The sequence below is a fragment of the Mediterraneibacter glycyrrhizinilyticus genome (assembly GCF_015560805.1).
Taxonomy (GTDB): Bacteria; Bacillota; Clostridia; order Lachnospirales; family Lachnospiraceae; genus Schaedlerella; species Schaedlerella glycyrrhizinilytica_A.
Map to the genome: position 1 here is coordinate 20,393 of NZ_JADMSO010000013.1, position 20,760 is coordinate 41,152.

Below are 20,760 nucleotides of genomic sequence, written 5' to 3' on the forward strand. Positions count from 1 at the left end.
TACTTATCAGTAAATAAAATATCGGAGGTATAATCGTATGAATGATGTTCAAGTAATTAAAGCAAACCGTAACGAAAATCGTATTCGTGGTAGAAAGGTAGAGATACTGAGAGTTGCTGCTTATTGCCGTGTTAGTACAGATAGCGAGGATCAGCTTAACAGCTATAAGTCACAGGTTATGTATTATACGGACTTAATCAAGAAAAAACCAGAATGGTCTTTAGCTGACATATATGCTGACGAAGCCATAACAGGAACGCAGGTAACAAAGCGAGAGGATTTCCAGAGAATGATAAACGATTGTATGAATGGAGATATTGATATGGTCATTACAAAATCCATTTCGAGATTTGCCAGAAATACATTAGATACTCTGAAATATGTTCGTATGCTGAAAGAGAAAGGCATTGCTGTTTTCTTTGAGGATGAAAATATCAATACTTTAACAATGGATGGAGAACTGCTTTTGGTGGTACTTAGTTCTGTTGCACAGCAGGAAGTTGAGAATATATCTTCCAATGTCAAAAAGGGCTTGAAAATGAAAATGCAGCGAGGAGAACTTGTAGGTTTTCAAGGATGTTTGGGATATGACTATCATAAAGATACGAAAAGCATATCTGTCAACGAAAAAGAAGCTGAAATTGTGAGATATATTTTTAATCGGTATATAGAAGGGGCGGGGTGTACAGTGATAGCCAATGAGCTTGAGAATCTTGGCTATAAGACAAAATATGGAAGCTCACGGTGGGTGCAATCCACAGTAATCGGTATTATTAAAAACGAAAAATATAAAGGCGATTTGCTGTTAGGTAAAACATTTACGGTTGATCCTATTTCTAAAAGACGGTTGGAAAACTTTGGAGAGGAAGATAAATTTTATATCCGTGACCATCACGAAGCAATTATCAGTGAGGAGATATTTGAAGAAGCACAGAAGATACTTGCAAAAAGAAATGTTAATCGTGGTGTACATCAGGAAGGTCAGAAGCGGAACAAATTTAGCAGGAAATATGCTTTTAGCTGTATGATTAAATGTGGTTTTTGCGGAGGTACACTAAGCCGAAGAAATTGGCACAGTAGTTCTGCTTATACTAAGACAATCTGGCATTGTGTGACGGCTACCAAACATGGAAAAAAGAATTGCCCACATTGTAAAGGCATACCTGAAGAAGTAATTGAAAATGCTTTTGTAAAAAGCTATCAGCTCTTATGTTCCGATCAACATGAGGTTGTGAGTGAGTTTCTTCAAAAAGTTGAGGATATTCTCAAAGACGACGCTTCTTTGAAACGCTTGCCGAAGATTGAAAAAGAAATGACAGATTTGCAGCGAAGAAAAGAAAAACTGCTTGACTTAAGGCTTGATAACAATATCGACAGGGATATTTATGATAAGAAAAATCAGGAGTTATCGGAGCAGTTAAAAAAACTTCAAGCCGAACAGTTGCAGTTGGTTGAGTTGAGCAAAAATCAGGAGAGTACCAAAACAAGGATAAGAGAATTTCGGAAAAACTTAAATTCTGGAGAACTATTGGAGAGCTTCGATAGAGTGGTTTTTGAAAGTGTAGTTGAAAGAATAATTATCGGCGGTTATAATGATGAAGGAGTGGAAGATCCGTTGAAGATAACTTTTGTATATAAAACTGGTATCCACTCAAATCTTAATGCAAAAGATTTTAAGCCAAAGCGTAAAAACGCTGCGGCTGTACATACGGACGCAGAATTGTGTTCCTATGCAAGTGTCGAGGATGACAAATTGTGTTTACATAGTAGCTCCGACACATGTGGAGACGGTTGTAATGCTGGTTAGAAAAACTCCTGACGCATATATCGACATTACCGTGGATATGGATGAACTGGATTTAACTGCTTCGGAAGCAAAGGCAACCTGTTAGGAAATTAAGGATTACATTAAGGAAAAGTATGACGTGAAAGTGTCTTCGCTGTATATCCCACAGATAAAGCAAAAGATATAAGAGATTTAAAGCTATTAAGCGAGTGCGTAAAGACGGTTCTGAGTATTGAAGTCAAGGGAACGTGCTTTGGCGCTTGACTATACATAGTGGAGAAATTTTCAGCTGGTTCAAGATCTTTTTTATAAATATTATTATTTGTTACCGTCGGATATTCGAACTCATATTTCTGGGAGACTGCTTTCAAAATGTCATAGAAAGCTTCCTCTTAGTCAATACCTATTTCCTTAAAAGAGTTGTAAACTTTGTATTTACAAAATATGAAATATAGTATAATATATCTACATAGATAATATCTAGTTAGATATAAAAACGTAAAGGAGGTGAAAGAGATTTGGGGAGAATCGAGATGAAAATTTTGATTGGACTTCACAGAAACGTAAATACACTGGATAAAAAAACAGCTAAAATAGCTTCGGAGTACCATTTGACATTTAGCCAGTTTATGGTCTTAGAAGCGCTTTACAGTAAAGGTGATATGAGCGTGGGCGAGGTAAGGGAAAGGATACTCAGTAGTGTAGGAACAATTTCGCTTATCGTGAATAATTTGGTGAAAATGAAGTATATAGAAAGAATACCTGATAAAAAAGACAGACGTGTATGTATACTACATTTGACGAAAGAGGGGTATGAAGTGATCAGCAAAATTGCGCCAAAAAATGAAGCGAAGATAACGGAAAGTATGGATGTTTTGGATCAGGATGAAAAGGAAACTTTGCTATATCTTTTGAAGAAGATAGGAGGAATCAAATGAAAAGAAAAGTGAGGACAAAAGTAAAAGGATTTAGAGCAACTGATGGGGCGGGCGTAAATTTAGTAAGAGTCTTAGGAAGTCACACGGCAAGAGAGTTCGATCCTATTTTAATGTTGGATTCTTTTGACAGTCTTAATCCGGATGATTATACAGCAGGATTTCCAATGCATCCTCATAGAGGGATCGAAACAATCAGTTATGTGTCAAGTGGAAAGATGGTTCACAGGGATAGTTTGGGGAACGAAGATGGGATTTCAGATGGTGAAGTTCAATGGATGAATTCCGGTTCGGGGATCATGCACGAAGAAATGGTTCCGGCGGCGGAAAGACTTTTGGGAGTACAGCTGTGGTTAAATCTGCCTGCAAAAGATAAAATGAGCAAGCCGAGTTATAATAGTATTAAGAATGATGAGGTTAAAGAAATAGAAATAGAAGGCGGAAAAATACGACTTTTAGCAGGCGCATATATGGAATACCAAGGATATAAAGGCAATTATTTACCTATGGATTATTATGATATTCATTTAAATCCGAACGCAGAAATTACACTTACCATGGATCAAAATGATTCGGTAATGATATTCACTCTTTTAGGCGATGTCTATATCAATGGGGAGCATATAGAAGAAAAAACAGCGGTTAAATTGACAGAAGGCGATAGCCTTACAATAAAAAATGGAGAAAAGAAAGCTCAGGTTTTATATATGAATTCAAGAGCGCTGAATGAAACCATAGCATGGGCGGGACCTGTTGTCATGAATACGCAGGAAGAGTTGCAGCAAGCATTTTTAGAGCTTAGAAACGATACGTTTATCAAAGATAAAGTAGTGTATTAAGAATGAAGAATAAGAAAAAGTATAACAAGTAAAGAGAGGAAAGTATGAGCATTATAAAATCATTGGAAAAAAGAAGAACATATTATAATCTTGATAAGAAGATACCGATTTCAGAACAAGAGGTCGAAGAAAAAGTAAAAAAAGTGACTGAATTAGTGCCTGATGCATTTAACATGAAAAGCGCGCGAGTTGTGCTCGTGTTTGGTGAAAAACATGAGCAGTTATGGGACGAGATTTATGATGTGTTTGAAGGAAAAGTACCGAGGGAGAAACTAGATTTATTTAAGAACGGAGCAGGAACAATATTATTTTTATATGATCAGGATATTGTTAAGAAAATGCAGGAACAATTTCATACATATGCGGATAATTTTCCGATTTGGGCTAATCAGGCAAACGGAATGCTCCAGATTGTGATGTGGAGTATGTTAAGGGAACTTAATATCGGAGCGTCTTTGCAGCACTATAATCCGATAATAGATGCAAAAGTTAAGGAGCTTTTTGATATACCTGAAAGCTGCATGTTAGTAGCGCAAATGCCGTTCGGAGGCATTAAAAAGGAGCCGGATGAAAAGGAGAAAGAGGATATAAATAAAAGAGTCAGCGTTGTAAGATCGTAAATAAGATTTCAATGAAACCGATGTGCAGAAAAGTCACGTCGGTTTTTCTGTGTTTACAGGAAATTTTCAAAGAGATATATAAAGAATAAGTGTAGATGTTTGAACTGCGAAAGAATCAAATTAGTTGAAATATACATGAAATGGAAGATTGGTAATATATACATGGAATAGAAACTACAATATAATTAATAGGGACTTCCAAGGAAGAAAGTTAAAACAGAAGAATACGAAGGAGGGAGGAAGAGATGAAAAATAGAGCGCTTGCGATCGGGACGGCTGTTATAGTATTGCTAGGCTTGATTTCATTACCGGTATCGGCTGACGAAAGGAGATATGAAGTTTCTGATTTTGAACAGTTTAAAACTGCTGTCGCAGAAATAAATAATAAGCCTTTAGATGGAACATATACGATTAGCCTGACGGGAGACATTAATTTTGGAAGCACCGGATTTGACTGTATATTTTCCAGAAATGTAGAGATACTCGGAAATGGGTATATGATTGATCTCGGCGATCAGTTGTCTCATGGAGAACTTCGCGTAAGAAACAATGCCGTTTTATCATTGGGGAAAAGTAATGGTACGGATAATGAGAATCGGCTCAAGATCACAACTTCTGCACTTAAACGTTCAGCAGCGTTGGTGCAGATCGGGCAGCGAAGTGAAATAGCCGTGTTAAATATGTACGATGGCGTGGAACTAACAGGATGCGTGACGAACGGGGCATCGCTGGCATCTGCTGTTAATATTAACAATGGAGAGTTCAATATGTACGGCGGCAGTATTCATGAAAATATAAATGAAGCTATCGCCGGGATGGGGGGAGCCGTTGCAGGACATGGCAATTATGGAAAAGTTACCTTTAATATGTATGGCGGAGCAATCCGGGAAAATAAGGTAGTCACGAATTATGCGGGCAGCGGAGGGGGTATTTTTTTAGCTGAGGCAGAATTTAATATGTACGGCGGGGAGATTATCGGAAATATAATAGAAAGGACGAAAGACAACGCACAAGGATACGGCGGCGGAGTAATGATATTTGGTGGAAACGCTGTATTGAGCGGCGGAGAAGTATCCAATAATACAGGGGCAGTCGTTGGTGGCGGTATCTTTACAGATGATAAAGCGAATGTTGTAATAAAAGATGGATTTCGCGTAGTTGGGAACGGGGCTCTGGCAGGCGGAGGGATTGGGAATAACGGAGAGCGGATGGTTATCGAAAACGGGGCTGTCATTGCCAATAATACTGCTGTTTTAAAGGGGGATGATATTGCGCATTATGGGAAATCGCTTACATTGGCTCCGGCTGAAAATATGAATACAACGCTTTTGACAGACGGATCTAACGAATGGATCACAGGATGGTATGTAGATGATCCCCGCTGGCAGAAAGACAGTGCGCGAGAAGTGGATGTGACATTCCCATTAGAAAAAGTTACTACATTTCTGAAAGCTGCATATAAAACCAGTAATGTGGTGCGATATCATTTTGAAAGTATTTCGGAGGAGGAACTTCCGGACGAAGTTGCGGAACTACTTCCGATTGACACAGGGGCGTATAATCTGGGAGATATTGTTATTCCTATTCAGCCGATAAAAATAAGCGTGGCAGTAGAAACGGGCATGTGGGAATTCAAAGGATATGACTCTGACAAAAAAATAATAGAAAAAGCAACGACAGAATTTATCGGTTCATGGGAATTTAAGCCAAAAGCGAGTGTTTTGAATGAGGCTCCGACTATTCAGGCACATGATAAAACGATCAATATAGGAGATTTATTTGATCCGTTAGACGGTGTAAGTGCGAATGATAAGGAAGACGGGGTTTTAGAAATAACAATGGATCATATCATTGAGAACAACGTGAATACGGAACAGGCAGGAACATACAATGTTATTTACAAAGTGAGCGATTCGCAAGGCGCATCTGTAAGCAAAAGAATTATCGTAACAGTAGTAGAGAAGACGAAGCCTTTGGATCCGGGGAACAATCCAAATGATAAAAAAACGGATCCGGAGCCGCCAGATCCGAAAGAACCGAAAGAGAGTGATACTACAAAGCCAATAAAACCGGAGAAACAGCCAGAACCGGATAAAACAGAAAGAAAGACTTCCCAACCGGATACAGTAAAGGTATCTGTTGTTCCAAAGACCGGAGATCGGTCAAACATTCAAGTATACAAAGTTTTGTCTGCGGGAATGATAAGTTTGTTGATCATTTTGTTTAGAAGAAAGAAAAAAACAAAGAGATAAGACGACATATGTCGGCGGATAGAGATTAGTATATGTGGTAAGTTATTTCAAGAAAGGGCTGTCGCTTTAACGATGATTAATAAATCGTGAAGCGGCAGTCTCTTTTTGTGGTTTTGCTATACAGCAGTTTTATTTTTATGCGAACGGCGGTATTTATATATGTTCTCTTTTGATGCCATGTGAAATTCAGGGTATCTCTAAAGAACAGGTATATGAATTTTTTTAAGTGTTTGATATAATGTAGGGTATGTTTACGGAAATAGAGAAAAGAATTCTTTACAGTTTTATCAAAAGAATTGCAAGATATCCTGAACTGTTTGCAAATGGGCAAGTATGAAAAACATGCAGTTTCGCTATCCGATTATTTTGCAAAATGTATAAAGAAAAAACGGGCATTCCAGCACAAAGAAAGCTGTGGAACTCAAATCATCAGAAATGAATGGAGAGTAAGCTGCAGAAGTGCGGAATGAACAGGAGGAAAAGTGAATGATGACATATATTAGTTTGTTCAGTAGCGCCGGAGTAGGGTGTTATGGGTTCAAGCTGGAAGATTTTAGTTGTATAGCGACAAATGAACTGATTGAACGCAGACTAAAAATTCAAAAATACAATAATAAATGTAAATACGACAGTGGATATATTTGTGGAGATATTACTACAAACGAAGTAAAAGAGCGTTTATTTGAACAAATAGATCTTTGGAAGAAAAATTAAAGAGAGTTGACGTTGTGATTGCGACGCCTCCTTGCCAGGGAATGTCAGTCGCGAATCATAAGAAAAAGGAACAGGAGATCATAAGAAACTCTCTTGTTGTAGAATCAATAAAAATAATTAAAAAGGTTCGACCAAGATTCTTTGTTTTAGAAAACGTACCGGCTTTTATGAAGACAATATGTACGGATATAGATGGTGTTAATAAACCGATATCGGAGGCAATTCAAAATAATCTGGGCGGTTTTTATTCTTATATTGCTCAGTTGATTAATTTTAAGAATTATGGAGCATGTTCCAGCAGACAACGAACAGTTGTAATTGGCGTGGCAAATGATTATGCAGATGAAATTTCTCCTATGGAGTTGTTTCCGGATTTTGTTGAAGAAAAAACACTGAGAGATGTTATTGGAGGTTTGCCGGCATTAAAAGAGTTCGGAGAGATCGATCATACAGATATCTATCATTCGTTCAGGATGTATCCGGAACATATGAGGGAGTGGATTATGGATTTGGATGAAGGGGAATCTGCATTTGACAATGAAGATGATAAAAAGAAAACACATCAGATAAAAGACGGGAAACTGATCATTAATCAGCAGAAAAACGGAGATAAATACCGGCGTCAGATTTGGGATAAGGTAGGACCTTGTATTCATACTCGTAATGACCAGCTTGCTAGCCAAAATACAATTCGTCCGGAGGATGACAGAGTATTTAGCATTAGAGAATTGATGCTTATGATGACAGTGCCGCATGATTTTAAATGGGTTGATCAATCGTTTGATGATTTGAATCAAATGTCATTGACCGATAAACGGAAGTTTCTAAAAAAAGAAGAAATTAAGATACGACAATCATTGGGCGAAGCGGTGCCTACGGTTATTTTTCAACAAATTGCCCATAAGATGAAAGCGGTATTGCAAAATCCACCATTGAGTACAGCGGAAATAAATAAAATTGTTTCGGGGAGAGCGTTTAACAACACAGAAGAACTTATTGAATTTATAAATAAAAATCCATTGAATTTGCCGATATCAGCATTAAGCCGCATCGCGGAACTTTCAAATACGAAACGGACAGATAATGCTGCTTTTTTTACGAGTAAGTCTCTCATAACTGAGATGATGAAAAATCTTCCTGTTATTGAGAAGAAAAAAGTCAAAATTTTAGAACCGTCGGTTGGAGTTGGTAATTTTATTCCGTTGATTATTGAGAAATTTAAAGATAAAGATGTGGAACTTGATTTAGTGGATATTGATGCAGATAATATGGAAGTGTTAAATGCAATTCTTGGGAAATATAACATACCTGAAAATATAAAGATTCGTTATATTGTGGACGATTTTCTGCTTCATTCCTTTGAGGAAATGTACGACTATGTTATTGGAAATCTGCCGTTTTTCAAAATGAAATCCTCTGACAAATTATTATCCAAGTATAAAGAGGCGGCGATCAACAAAGAAACAACAAATATCTGTTCATTTTTTCTCGATAAAGCGGAGTTAATTGGGAATTATGTTATGCTTGTTTTTCCCAAATTTTTATTGAATACTCCGGAATTTGAGGAGACGAGAACTTATATATCTAAGAAAGCGGTTGAATGTATTATAGATTTTGGAGAAAAAGGTTTTCCGGGAGTATTAATTGAGACGATCGCAATTTTTATTAATAATATGGCAAAGCCGAATAAGACGAGAGTTTTTTCATATCCCAGACAAATAAGACTGCTCCAGAAGCAAAAGTATATTTTGGATAATAAGCTGCCTTATTGGATTATTTATCGGAATGAAAAGTTCGATGAAGAACTGAAGAAATTAAAATTCGATGTGTTTACGGTGTTTAGAGACAGACAAATTAAGAATCGTGTATAGTTCAAGCATCAGTGTACGAGGGGAATTACGCAGTTGAGATTTGCTCTTAATCGACCGTTTTCCCCCTTGTACACCGACGCTAAGATTATCAAATCACAAAAAAGATGAAAATCCTCCGGTTGATGTGGTATAATGTAACGAAAAACGGAAAGGAATTAGATTTATGAGTGCTCAGAATCTTACGCTGCTGACAGATCTGTACGAATTGACGATGATGCAGGGATATTTTGAAACCCAGGAAAATGAAACCGTCGTGTTTGACGTCTTTTTCCGGGAGAACCCGAACAAATCCGGATATTCTGTGATGGCAGGTCTTGAGCAGGTCATTGAATATATCAAAAATTTGAATTTTTCTTATGAGGATGTGGATTATCTGCGGAAGCTGGGGATCTTCAGTGAAGATTTTCTTCAATATTTAAGCGGATTCCATTTCAGCGGAGACATTTATGCGATCCCGGAGGGGACGGTTGTCTTCCCGAAAGAACCGCTTTTGAAAGTGATCGCGCCGATCATGGAAGCGCAGCTTGTGGAGACGGCGATCCTCAATATCATCAATCATCAGTGTCTGATCGCGACGAAGACTTCGCGTGTTGTCTATGCGGCGGAGGGTGACGGCATTATGGAATTCGGACTGCGGCGTGCGCAGGGCCCGGATGCGGGGCTGTACGGCGCGCGTGCGGCGATGATCGGCGGATGTGTCGGAACGTCCAATGTGCTGGCAGGAAAATTGTTCAACGTTCCGGTGATGGGAACGCATGCGCACAGCTGGATCATGAGCTTCCCGGATGAATATACCGCGTTCAAAGAATATGCGAAATTATATCCGAATGCGTGCACGCTTCTTGTGGATACTTACGATACGCTGAAATCCGGTGTGCCAAATGCGATCCGAGTCTTTCGGGAGATGCGGGATGCCGGGATCAAGCCGAAGTCATACGGTATCCGGCTGGACTCCGGAGACTTGGCATATTTATCAAAGAAAGCGCGGAAAATGCTGGACGAGGCAGGCTTTGAAGATGCGGTGATCGCAGCGTCCAATGATCTGGATGAGATTTTGATCCATGATCTGAAGATGCAGGATGCGGCGATCACGTCATGGGGTGTGGGAACGAATCTGATCACATCCAAAGACTGCCCGTCTTTCGGCGGTGTTTATAAGCTGGCGGCGATCCAGAATGCGGACGGGGAATTTGTGCCGAAGATCAAACTTTCGGAAAACACGGAAAAGATCACAAATCCGGGAAACAAAACGATTTATCGTGTATATGATAAAGAGACCGGGAAAATCCGGGCGGATCTGATCTGTTTTGTCGGAGAGACATTTGACACAGCAGAAGAATTACTTTTGTTTGATCCGAGTGCGACATGGAAAAAGACAAGACTTCCGGGCGGAAGTTACACAATGCGCGAGATTTTAAAACCGGTGTTCATCAAAGGGGAATGTGTTTATGAATCTCCGTCGGTGATGGAAATCGCGGAATACTGCCGGCAGGAGAAAGAGACATTGTGGGAGGAGACGAAGCGTCTGTTCTATCCGCATAAGATGTATGTCGATCTGTCACAGAAATTATACGACACAAAGGTAAGTCTTTTGAATGAGATGAGCCAGAAATAAAGCGTCTGAACTGCGGGATTGAAAATAATTGATAAGAAATATAAAGGAGAAAAATCATGAAGATTATCGTATTGGCAGGGGGACTGAGTACCGAGCGGGATGTGTCGCTTTCGTCCAGCGCGGGGATTTGCCGCACACTGTTGGAGAAAGGACATGATGCATTCCTTTTGGATGTATTTATGGGATTTCCATATGAGAAAGACCGGTTGGAGGAAGTATTTACACTTCCGGATCATGGGCTGGATATCGTGAAAAATATCAGCGAGGAAGAGCCGGATCTGGCAGCAGTGAAAGCGTCCAGACCGGATCAGTCCGATTGTTTTTTAGGACCGAATGTCATCGAATTGTGCCGCATGGCGGACATTACATTTTTAGGGCTGCACGGCGGCGAGGGAGAGAACGGAAAGCTGCAGGCGACGTTTGATCTGCTCGGAATCCGTTACACAGGACCGGATTCCCTCGGCTGTGCGATTGCAATGGATAAAGGGGTGACGAAACAGATTTTCCAGCAGGCGGGAGTAGATACGCCGAAAGGTGTCTGCATCCACAAAAATAAAAAGAAAAAAGAGCTGGACGATCTCGGTCTGACACTTCCGGTTGTTGTGAAACCTTGTTCCGGAGGATCGAGTATCGGCGTATATATCGCGCAGACGGCGGAGGAATACGCAGAAGCTTTGGAAAATTCATTCCGTTACGAGGATGAAGTTGTGATCGAAGAGTATATCAAAGGGCGTGAGTTTGCGTGCGGCGTGATCGATGGAGAGGCGCTTCCACCGATCGAGATCATTCCGAAGACCGGATTTTTTGATTATGCGAACAAATATCAGGACGGTGCGACCGAAGAAGTCTGCCCGGCAAATATCAGCGAAGAGATTTCCGAGCGGATGAAAGAGCTGACTGTGCGCGCGTTCCATGCGTTGAAACTGAATGTGTACAGCCGTGCGGATTTTCTTTTGGATGAAAAGGGAAATCTTTACTGTCTGGAGGTAAATACGCTTCCGGGGATGACTGCGGCAAGTCTGCTTCCGAAAGAGGCGAATGTAGCCGGGATCGCATATGGAGATCTTTGTGAACTGATCATCAAAAAATCGTTGGAAGCACGGTACGAGTAAGGAGCGGATTTATGAAACATATGACATTGCGAGAAATCGCACAGGCATGTAAAGGAACGTATTTCGGTTCGGAAGAATCGATGGGGAAAGAAGTTTCCAGCGTTGTGATCGACAGCCGGAAAGTGGAAAAAGACAGTCTGTTCGTGGCGATCCGCGGGGCGCGTGTGGACGGACATACATTCATTCCGAAGACGATAGAGGACGGCGCGCTCTGTGCACTTTCCGAAGAAGATCTGGGCGATGTGTCCTACCCGTATATTCGGGTGGAATCCTGCACGCAGGCGTTAAAAGATCTGGCGGAGCATTATCGGAAGAGTCTGGATATCAAAGTAGTTGGAATTTCCGGAAGTGTCGGAAAAACAAGTACAAAAGAGATGATCGCCTCCGTACTGGAGCAGAAGTTCAACGTGCTGAAAACGGAGGGAAATTTTAATAATGAGATCGGTGTTCCGCTTACCATTTTCAGGATTCGTGAGGAACATGAGGTGGCAGTTCTCGAGATGGGGATCAGCGGATTCGGAGAAATGACACGGCTTGCCAAGATGGCGCGACCGGATATCTGTGTATTTACCAATATCGGCTGTGCACATTTGGAACAACTTGGTTCCCGGGATGGGATTCTGAAAGCGAAGACCGAGATGATCGCTTATATGAATCCTGATGGAAGCATTTTACTGAATGGAGATGATGACAAGCTCGCATCTTATCTTCCGGAAAATGGAATCAAGCCGGTAAGATTTGGGCTTCACACGGAAAATGATTTTCATGCGGAGCAGATCGAGAACCAGGGGCTTCGCGGAACGGACGCCCGGTTTGTCACACCGGAGTCCGCATTTTCCGCGCATATCTCGATACCGGGAAATCATATGGTGTACAATGCGCTTGCCGGGATCGCAGTCGGTTATGCGCTTGGCATGACAGATGATCAGATCAAAGCCGGAATCGAGGCGCTTGTGCCGCTTGCCGGACGGAACAATCTGATCGAGACCGGGAAATTTACAGTGATTGACGACTGTTATAACGCCAATCCGGTGTCGATGAAATCTTCGATCGACGTACTGAAAAAGGCGGATACACGAACGGTTGCCGTGCTCGGGGATATGTTTGAACTCGGGGACAATGAGAAAGCGATGCATTTTGACGTCGGTGTGCACGCGGCAAAATCCGGTGTGGACGTTCTGATCTGTATTGGCGCGCTTTCGGAAGAGATGGCAAAAGGTGCGAGAGAAACAAACGCGGAGATGGAAATTCACCATTATGCAGACAAAGATACATTTTTTGAGGAAATGGATCGGGTGCTGGAAGACGGTGACACGATTTTGGTCAAGGCGTCCCATGGAATGGCGTTTGCACAGATCGTGGAACGGCTGCAGAAAAATTAAGAAAAATCTATGATCTATAAAACATAAAAAAGAATCTCTCACAGACCTGTGCTGTGGTGCGCCGCATGGAAGCGGCAGACCATAAAACGGAAGCCTGTGGGAGATTCTTTTTTTGTATAGGCAACGAGCCAAAGTTCGGGCTTGCCCGAGACCTTGGCGACTGCTTACAATCCCGGAATGTGCCTTTTGGCACTTCCGGTGATTTACATCACTCAAATTTTGCAAATGCTCTTCGCAGCAGATAGGAACATGCATAGGCAACTCCGGAAAAACCGATGGTGATCCAGAGAAAGCCGACAATGCGAAAGTCGATAAATAAAGTTGCCGCGATCGCCGCGCCGTGGATCAGAAGCAGCAAAAGAGTGTATGGCAGGCATGCGATTCCGAGGATCAGTGCATTTTTTAAAGTGCCTTTCAATGTGTTCTCAAACCGTGCGATATAAGGAAACAGGTAGATCATAAAGATCGCGTAAAACAGAGAAACAGCGATCAGGAACATGCGAAGAACCTGTGCCATCGTTTCCGGAAGTGCCGGAAGGATCCGGAAATCTAAGGTCAGTACGATGCCGAGCGCCAGAGCGATCAGCCAGGAAAATGTACCGATCTTGAAGTTGTCTTTGAAAGCTTTGAAATAGCTGCGGATCACATAACTCTCTTCATCTCGCACGGATTTCATTGTGACGGTATAAAGTGCGGTGGATGCAGCTCCGATCGTTACGATCGGAATACAGCAGATCAGAAACAGGATATTTAAAATGATCAAATCTGCCACTTTAGTAAGAAAACGCATAACCGGACTGTCCAGATTGAAAAAACTCATAATAGCCTCCTGATAAATAATTTCTAGCAAAGTGTATGAAACATTGCAACAATTGTAGCGCAAATGAAACCATTCTGTCAATCGGGAAAAACAAAGAAGTGGGGTAGAAGCATCCATCTGTCCGGTGTCATTTTTTGAACATCACATCCCCGAAAATTGGATTTACGAAAAACGGAAAAATAATCCAAACAAAAATCGAACCAATGGTCCGGCGAAGAAAAACTGCCAGAAAAACGCCATTGGGAAATTGAGCGCAGTCGTTTGGATCCAGACAGCAAGGAATTCACTTCCGGCATGTTTAAAAAGCAGAGTCGCAGCAAGACTCATCAACGGACACATGCAGACAACGGAGACTGCAGAAATCGCAAGTACAAGGTGGAACGGATTGTCAGCTTTTACATTGACGATCCGGTACGCCTTTCTAAATGCAATTTTTGAAACAAGAAAAAAATCGAGCAGAAATGCGAGCGGCGCCATAAAGAGCAGTTCGCGGAATGCGGCGGCAAAAATCGCGTTTGTCAGCCCGCCGGTCGCAAGGGCGATGTTGTAACAGATCATCGCATAAACCATGACAAGAACCATCATGATCGTAAAAATAACTTCTTGAAATTTGTTTTTTGGCATAAAAAATCCTCCTGAAATGATAATTGACAAAATGTATGCAAATGTGCGCCGGATGTTGAAATCCATGCATTGCAAGCGTGTTGTTCGTTATCATTCAGGAGAATGTGCGTTTCCAATTAAAACCATCTATTCACTTTTGCCGGGATTTAAAATAGCATAATTGATAAGGCATGTCAAGAAAAATTCTTATTTTATCGTTCTGCCTTATAATGTCGGTGCACAAGGAAGTATTTTCTACTGTACACTGACACTGGTATATTCTCTTACAGCAATTCTGCATTTTTATTGATCGTATCCTGTACAATCTTCTGAACATAAGATCCGATATGTTTTTTCTCTTCTTTATCCAACTGATCCGGATAGATCGGCTCGCCGTATTCCAGAACAACGTGAGTCTTTTTGATCTTCGGGAAATGATTCTCAAAAATTTCGGCAGTATTGTTCATGGAGATCGGAACGATCGCGCATCCGGTCTTGGTTGCGATCTTGAACGCGCCGTCTTTAAACGGAAGCAGACTTAATTCTTCTCCTTTGTTCCGTGTTCCCTCCGGGAAAATGCAGATGGAGATTCCGTTTTTTACATGGTCGATCGCTTTCAAAATCGTTTTCAAACCCTCTTTTGGATTCTCACGGTCGAGGAAAAGGCAGTATAAAAAGCGCATCCAGGTGGACAGAAGCGGTATTTTTTCCATTTCTTTCTTGGCAACATATCCGGTCAGCCGGCGGCAGCGGGAGTATGTGAGCAAGATGTCAAAAAAGCTGCGGTGATTTCCGATAAAGAGTACCGGTTCATCCGGAACCCGTTCTTCTCCGATCACGGTGACGTTTACTCCTGTGACTTTCAAGATTGTCTTAAATCCCCACTGTACGATGCGCAGCGAACTATAATCTCTCGCGTTCCGATTGAACTTCCCGATCAGCCATTCTACAAAAAAGACCGGGATCGTCAGGATCAGAAATGTGACAAGTATCACGACAACACAAACAAAACGAATCATATCAACGAACCTCTTTTCATTACAAAATCATAATCTGATTTATTTTAGCATACAGGGAGCGGAATGGCAAATAGATTAGAGGAATTGATCCGGCAGGAGGGAATTTTCAGTGATATGTATTATGGAAAGTTAAAGTAGTGGAAAAAGAGGGATTCCCTTGACGAAATGCCCAATAGAGACTTATAATATAAGACATAAATTGTGAAAAGTGATGAGGGAGATTATGGAGCGCGGAGGATCAATAGAGAATAAAACTTTGCTGTACTCAAGAGTAGCAGACCGGATTTATCAGTATATCAAGGAAGAGAATCTTCAGCCCGGTGAAAAGCTTCCGGGAGAGCGAAAGCTGGCGGAAGAATGGAAAGTGAGCCGCTCAACTTTGCGTGAAGCGATCCGGGAACTTGAAAATGAAGGAATCGTTCATGTAGAGGTTGGAAAAGGTACTTTTGTAACGGATTATGTTGAGGGAAGACAGGTCAGTATTCATCTGGCTTTGAAGAATTTTCTGGAATTATTTGAAATAAAGAGTGTTTTAGAGAGATATAGTCTGGAAAAAGCAATCCCCGATATGTCAGACGAGATGTTGGATCAGTTGGAGAAGATGGCAGTCCAGATGAATGATATGGCGGCGCAGGGGATTATGCCCAAAGAGATGGATCATCAGTTCCATCGATTTATATTGGAATGCTACGGTAATTATGAGATGACAAATTTGGTCCGGAACATGACGGAGATGTATGAAACTTTTGACGATGAATTGTATGGATACTTTGATGGGAAAGAGTTTGATTATCAGGCGGTATTGCTGAGGACTTTTCCGTATCATCTGGAAATGGTTCAGATGATGCGCAAAAAAAATATCCAGGGGGCTTTGGAAAAGTACGATAATATTATAAAATTGGACTTGGAGATTTACGGTAAAATTCAAGTGGAAAATGCATGAGGAGTATTGCAAAATAACGGATCGACCCGGTTATGGAGCAGTGCTCCTCATTTTTTGCATAGGCGACGAGCCAAAGTCCGGGCTTGCCCGAGACCTTGGCGACTGCTTACAATCCCGGAATGTGCCTTTTGGCACTTCCGGTGATTGAAGCGATTCATCAAATGAGGAGCACTTTTTCACTTTTTACATACAATGATCTGTTGAAGTGTAAATTCCGGCAAATGGATACGAGTTCTTTTTTCTTCTGAATGAACTTCTAAAGTCTGTTCTTCGGGGTAAACCAGTTTTGCTTTGGAAACAGGAACATTCAGTTCTAATATTCCACCGCTTATCGGAAATACATCGCCATGGAACTGTTTGGGAATCATGGAAATCTGATGTACAATATAGGAATCCGCAGTTTCAAAATAAGCGGTCCTGATAATATCAGGTGTCTCGGTTTTGTTCCGTATTGCCGGTCGGATCTGTTCCGAAGTGATCAAGTCGTAAAACAGATCGTGCGGATACTGGAATGTTTCAAGTGAAACCATGGTGAAGAAATCAAAAGCCATATAATAGCAGCTTCCGGCACCAAGTTTATTATGGATCAGCGCAGGATAGTTGGAATCTGATCCCGGAGGCGGACTCCACCAATTTACCCAATGTTCGGAATCACAGCCGACACAGGGTAACAGAATAGAGAGAAGCGCCTCGGCGGACCCGGTACATGTTGTTTCGATAAAATGCTCGCTGATCGGTGGGGTGGTGCAGGATAGAAGTCCGGAAAAACTTCTTTCACTTATGTTTTTCAAGTATCCCGACCATTGATTTGCCTGATATTCGGTGTGGATTTTTGCGCTTTCGGTTCCTAAAATTTCTGAAATAGAAGAGGCGGAAAGCCGGGTAGAATCTGCGTTCCACAATCCGCTCTGACCGGAACTGATGAGCAAGCCGCCTGCGGACACATAATCTTTCAGCAATTGAGCTAAATCATTTTCAATCACAAATACTTCAGGCAAAAGGAGTACGTCAAACTGTTTCAGCATTTCTTCGGTAATGGTTCGCTCCGGCAGGACCATAAATGGCAGCTTTGCGTGTTCGCATAACTGCATTGCTCCCAGAACCGCATTTTGGTGAGGGTTATGCCGTTTCATCCTCAGGATTGCATCCGGCTGGAGCGCAGGGAGATTGACGGACATCGACAGGTCGCTTTGGACAATTCCCACACATTTTACCGGACTGCGACCTGTCAGGTAAGGTTCCATTTTTTCAATCTCTGTAAATGCAGTGCCAAGGAGACGAGCCTCCTGGAAATCCAAAGTTCCGTCAATATGCTGAGATCCACTGTACATTCCGGTGCGGCAGCCTTGAGCGGCAATGGAGGATAAATCGCAGACATATTCATTTACCGAACTATAATTATAAACTTGCGAAGCTTCGCCGGGGACTAAGATCGGATAATGCCCGATCGCGGTATCCCGGGCATAAGCGGATGAAAACCAGTTATCTTTCAGCAGCGGCTCGGAAAATTGGTAGTCCAGCATATCCCGGATGTCCTGCGGATAGTGACAGGAAAAATTAATGGTCACTGCTAAAGAAGGATCGATGGTTTTGACTCGTTCTTTCAATTCCGCAAGAAATTCTTTCGCATTATTGTTTAAAAATTGGATGATGTCCGCTTTATGAGCCAGAATGTCCTGTTCTGATTCCGGAAGCGGATAGTGGAACTGTGTCTCGAATTTACGGCGGCAATTTTCACAGTAGCAGAGAGAAGCGCCAAAAATATCTAAAAACAGGGCGTCAGGGCTGTATCTGGAAACAATCTCTTCTAACTGTTGAAGACAATATTCACGATAACCGGTCTGATAACAGCAGAGACTCCATTTTGCAAATGCGTCATCACGGATCAGCGGGGAACCATCCGCGCATTTCACGCGCCAATCCGGAAATCTGCGTGCCGCGCCCTCGTCGTATTCAATACAATAATATGCGACAAATTCAATATTTTTCTTTTTTAAAAGATTGCTGACTTCTTGAATCCAGTCTTTTTGAACTCCTTTATGCTGCTGTGAACCCGGAACATTACTTGGATAATAGGTGACTCCCCAGTGATCTTTACAATATACCATCAGAGAGTCAATATTTGCGGTGTCGAAAAATGCTTCATATTCGTGAATATCCAGATGATTTAATAAAACATCTGGCGGCTGCGGAGAATGATGGTCGATCAGATAACAGCGCTTGGTAGTAGTATATTTTTCGCTCATTTTTTGATAGGAAAAGGTGAAATATTTTCCTGACTCCTTTCTTACGAATGTAAAATGTGGGATAAACACGTTTAATAAAATAAGCAAAACGTATCATATGATCGGATATCTTCACATATGCTGTTAGATAAAGCATAAAATATGATCTTTTCGCGGCATAGTATTGAATTGAAAATAGATAAGGAAAATTTGATTATCTTTAGGATATAGAAAGAAAAAGTAAATGTCAATACAAAAAAGATGGATAAAAAAGGAAAAAGTAACAAAAATCAAAGACGATAATTATTAGAAATATACAAAGTTGACAAAAGAATCGGCAAAAGAATTGACAAATTATAATAAAGGGGATAGTGTAATCACATAAGTGGTCTGACCGGAAATACCTCACAAAAATGACCGGCAGAAAAGAGATAAGGGAAAAGCGAAACAAAGTAAAACAATCAGACGATCTGGTATGATGAGTCTGGAAAAAGAAAGGAGAAAAGGTAATGAAAAAGAGAGTGATCGCAGCGTTATTGACAGCCAGTATGGCGGTTGGTCTGCTTGCAGGATGTGGATCCTCGGGAGGAGATTCCGGGGGAGAGTCAAAGGAAGCCGGCAAACAAGGCAAAGAGGCTTCTTTAAGATTTATCGATGTCAATCCCAGTCCGGAACGGCAAAAATATTATGAGGGTGTATTCCAGAAGTTTGAAGAAGAGACCGGTATATCGGTAGCCTATGAAAGTGTTCCGTGGGATGATGCTGCAGATAAGCTTACGGTTCTCGGAACATCGGGACAGCTTCCGGATGTGATCACAACGCACCCAAGCTGGCTCGGACAGTTTACGGAAGCTGACTGGATCATGCCGGTGGATGATTATGTGGAAGAGCACGGAGATGAATTTGTTGAAGCGGTAAAGAATATCAACTGGGCGCAGGAGAAAGAAAAATACGGTCATGTATATTCGATTCCGGATGGATTTATGGTCAAAGGTATCTTTTACAGAAAAGACTGGGTCGAGGAGATCGGGTATGAGATTCCGACAGGAAAAGATTGGACATATGATGCATACTTTGATCTGATCAAAGCGCTGACGGATAAAGAGAAAAAACGTTATGGAAATTCGTTCCGTGGAGCAAGAGGGGCATTTGATCCATTGCTCACATATTTGCAGACATTTACAGGCGGATATACATATGACGAGGAGGGAAACTTCCTGCTGAATTCCCCGGAATGTGTGGAAGCGCTGGAAAAATGGTGTGAAATCTACAAGGACGGATATGTTCCGGAAGATTCCGTAAACTGGGGATTTGTTGAGATGGTGGATAACTTTACAGGAGGTCTGACAGGTACTGTCTCCAATGATTCTGAAGTGGCAAAAGCGTGTGAAGAAAAAATGGATCCGTCACAGTGGGGCGTACTTCCGATGCCGGTATCGACGGTGGACGGAAAGCTTCTGAACTCTGCGGGAAGTCCATACTCTTATACGATTTCAAAGACTTCTGAATATCCGGAAGAGGCGCTTGCACTTGTCGATTTCCTCGTAAGACCGGAAAATAACATCGAATACTGCAAGATGGGCGGATTGATCCCGATCAAGAATGATGTGGGCGACGATGAAACATATGGAGAGAACGGACCATATGCACCGTTCCTGGCACAGCTTAACGACCCGAACTTTACAGTACCGCCTACATATGGCGCGTTCAACTATACAGATCTGCATCAGGATATGTTCCATACAGAACTGCAGAAGTATCTGTTGGGACAGCAGTCAGCAGAGGATGTCCTGAACCATATCGGGGATGAACTGACTGCCAGAATGAAACAGTATCTGGCGGACAATGAGGGTGCAGAAGTAGAGAAACCAAAGACTATGCAGCCGGCAGCAGAGTAGATGCCGGGAGACATTTATCTGAAATAGTATGAAAGCGAAAGGGGAATTTAATGTGATCGGAGAAAAGCATTGATTCCCCTTTCTGACACACTGGAGTATATGTCCGGTATCGGTGAAAATGAAAAG

Annotated in this window: 16 protein-coding genes; 12 read left to right on the top strand and 4 right to left on the bottom strand. The window is 41.7% G+C overall.

The genetic code is table 11. The features are described from left to right. Positions 1 to 37 precede the first annotated feature (37 nt). The 10 genes from I2H87_RS11795 (at position 38) to I2H87_RS11840 (ending at position 13,126) form a co-directional block, all read left to right on the top strand. The gene (locus tag I2H87_RS11795) at positions 38 to 1,807 is read left to right on the top strand and encodes a recombinase family protein (RefSeq protein WP_195610090.1); all 1,770 of its coding nucleotides are present in this window, start codon (positions 38 to 40) and stop codon (positions 1,805 to 1,807) included. Positions 1,808 to 2,319: 512 nt separating this feature from the next. Beyond that, positions 2,320 to 2,724: a MarR family winged helix-turn-helix transcriptional regulator gene (locus tag I2H87_RS11800; protein ID WP_009266938.1), complete on the top strand. Its 405-nt coding sequence runs from the start codon at positions 2,320 to 2,322 to the stop codon at positions 2,722 to 2,724. Then, complete coding sequence (locus I2H87_RS11805; protein WP_009266937.1) at positions 2,721 to 3,560, top strand: pirin family protein; 840 nt, start codon at positions 2,721 to 2,723, stop codon at positions 3,558 to 3,560. Before I2H87_RS11800 ends, I2H87_RS11805 begins: the two co-directional genes overlap by 4 nt. Before the next feature lie 44 nt (positions 3,561 to 3,604). Beyond that, positions 3,605 to 4,180, top strand: coding sequence for a nitroreductase family protein (locus tag I2H87_RS11810; RefSeq protein WP_009266936.1), 576 nt, complete (start codon positions 3,605 to 3,607; stop codon positions 4,178 to 4,180). Between the two features lie 245 nt (positions 4,181 to 4,425). After that, positions 4,426 to 6,432 (top strand): SHIRT domain-containing protein, encoded by a 2,007-nt coding sequence (locus I2H87_RS11815; RefSeq protein WP_195610091.1) that lies wholly within the window; start codon positions 4,426 to 4,428, stop codon positions 6,430 to 6,432. A 486-nt stretch (positions 6,433 to 6,918) separates the two neighbouring features. Continuing rightward, a complete protein-coding gene (locus I2H87_RS11820; protein ID WP_009266934.1) occupies positions 6,919 to 7,146 on the top strand; it encodes a DNA cytosine methyltransferase in 228 nt (75 codons plus the stop codon). Continuing rightward, positions 7,131 to 9,017, top strand: coding sequence for a DNA cytosine methyltransferase (locus I2H87_RS11825; protein ID WP_147623670.1), 1,887 nt, complete (start codon positions 7,131 to 7,133; stop codon positions 9,015 to 9,017). Before I2H87_RS11820 ends, I2H87_RS11825 begins: the two co-directional genes overlap by 16 nt. 163 nt (positions 9,018 to 9,180) lie before the next feature. Next, on the top strand, positions 9,181 to 10,632 hold the full coding sequence (locus tag I2H87_RS11830) for a nicotinate phosphoribosyltransferase (RefSeq protein WP_009266932.1): 1,452 nt from the start codon (positions 9,181 to 9,183) through the stop codon (positions 10,630 to 10,632). A 56-nt stretch (positions 10,633 to 10,688) separates the two neighbouring features. After that, on the top strand, positions 10,689 to 11,744 hold the full coding sequence (locus tag I2H87_RS11835; protein ID WP_195610093.1) for a D-alanine--D-alanine ligase family protein: 1,056 nt from the start codon (positions 10,689 to 10,691) through the stop codon (positions 11,742 to 11,744). Positions 11,745 to 11,755: 11 nt separating this feature from the next. Continuing rightward, on the top strand, positions 11,756 to 13,126 hold the full coding sequence (locus tag I2H87_RS11840; RefSeq protein ID WP_195610095.1) for a UDP-N-acetylmuramoyl-tripeptide--D-alanyl-D-alanine ligase: 1,371 nt from the start codon (positions 11,756 to 11,758) through the stop codon (positions 13,124 to 13,126). A gap of 208 nt (positions 13,127 to 13,334) precedes the next feature. Here I2H87_RS11840 and I2H87_RS11845 read toward each other — a convergent pair whose 3' ends face one another. From I2H87_RS11845 to I2H87_RS11855, 3 genes are all read right to left on the bottom strand, one after another. Continuing rightward, a complete protein-coding gene (locus I2H87_RS11845; protein WP_009266928.1) occupies positions 13,335 to 13,946 on the bottom strand; it encodes a YesL family protein in 612 nt (203 codons plus the stop codon). Positions 13,947 to 14,108: 162 nt separating this feature from the next. Then, entirely contained in the window at positions 14,109 to 14,570 is a 462-nt protein-coding gene (locus I2H87_RS11850; RefSeq protein WP_195610097.1) for a DUF2798 domain-containing protein, read from the bottom strand. A 263-nt stretch (positions 14,571 to 14,833) separates the two neighbouring features. Continuing rightward, positions 14,834 to 15,568, bottom strand: a complete 735-nt coding sequence (locus I2H87_RS11855; RefSeq protein WP_022152362.1) for a lysophospholipid acyltransferase family protein — start codon at positions 15,566 to 15,568, stop codon at positions 14,834 to 14,836. Positions 15,569 to 15,791: 223 nt separating this feature from the next. On the opposite strand from I2H87_RS11855, the gene I2H87_RS11860 reads away from it, so the two are divergent. Beyond that, positions 15,792 to 16,511, top strand: coding sequence for a FadR/GntR family transcriptional regulator (locus I2H87_RS11860; protein WP_195610099.1), 720 nt, complete (start codon positions 15,792 to 15,794; stop codon positions 16,509 to 16,511). 176 nt (positions 16,512 to 16,687) lie between these two features. On the opposite strand, the gene I2H87_RS11865 is transcribed toward I2H87_RS11860, so the two are convergent. Further along, on the bottom strand, positions 16,688 to 18,757 hold the full coding sequence (locus tag I2H87_RS11865) for a family 10 glycosylhydrolase (RefSeq protein WP_195610101.1): 2,070 nt from the start codon (positions 18,755 to 18,757) through the stop codon (positions 16,688 to 16,690). 488 nt (positions 18,758 to 19,245) lie between these two features. On the opposite strand from I2H87_RS11865, the gene I2H87_RS11870 reads away from it, so the two are divergent. Continuing rightward, positions 19,246 to 20,634 carry an ABC transporter substrate-binding protein gene (locus I2H87_RS11870; RefSeq protein WP_009266923.1) on the top strand — a complete coding sequence of 463 codons (1,389 nt, stop codon included), beginning with the start codon at positions 19,246 to 19,248 and terminating at the stop codon, positions 20,632 to 20,634. Positions 20,635 to 20,760: the final 126 nt, after the last annotated feature.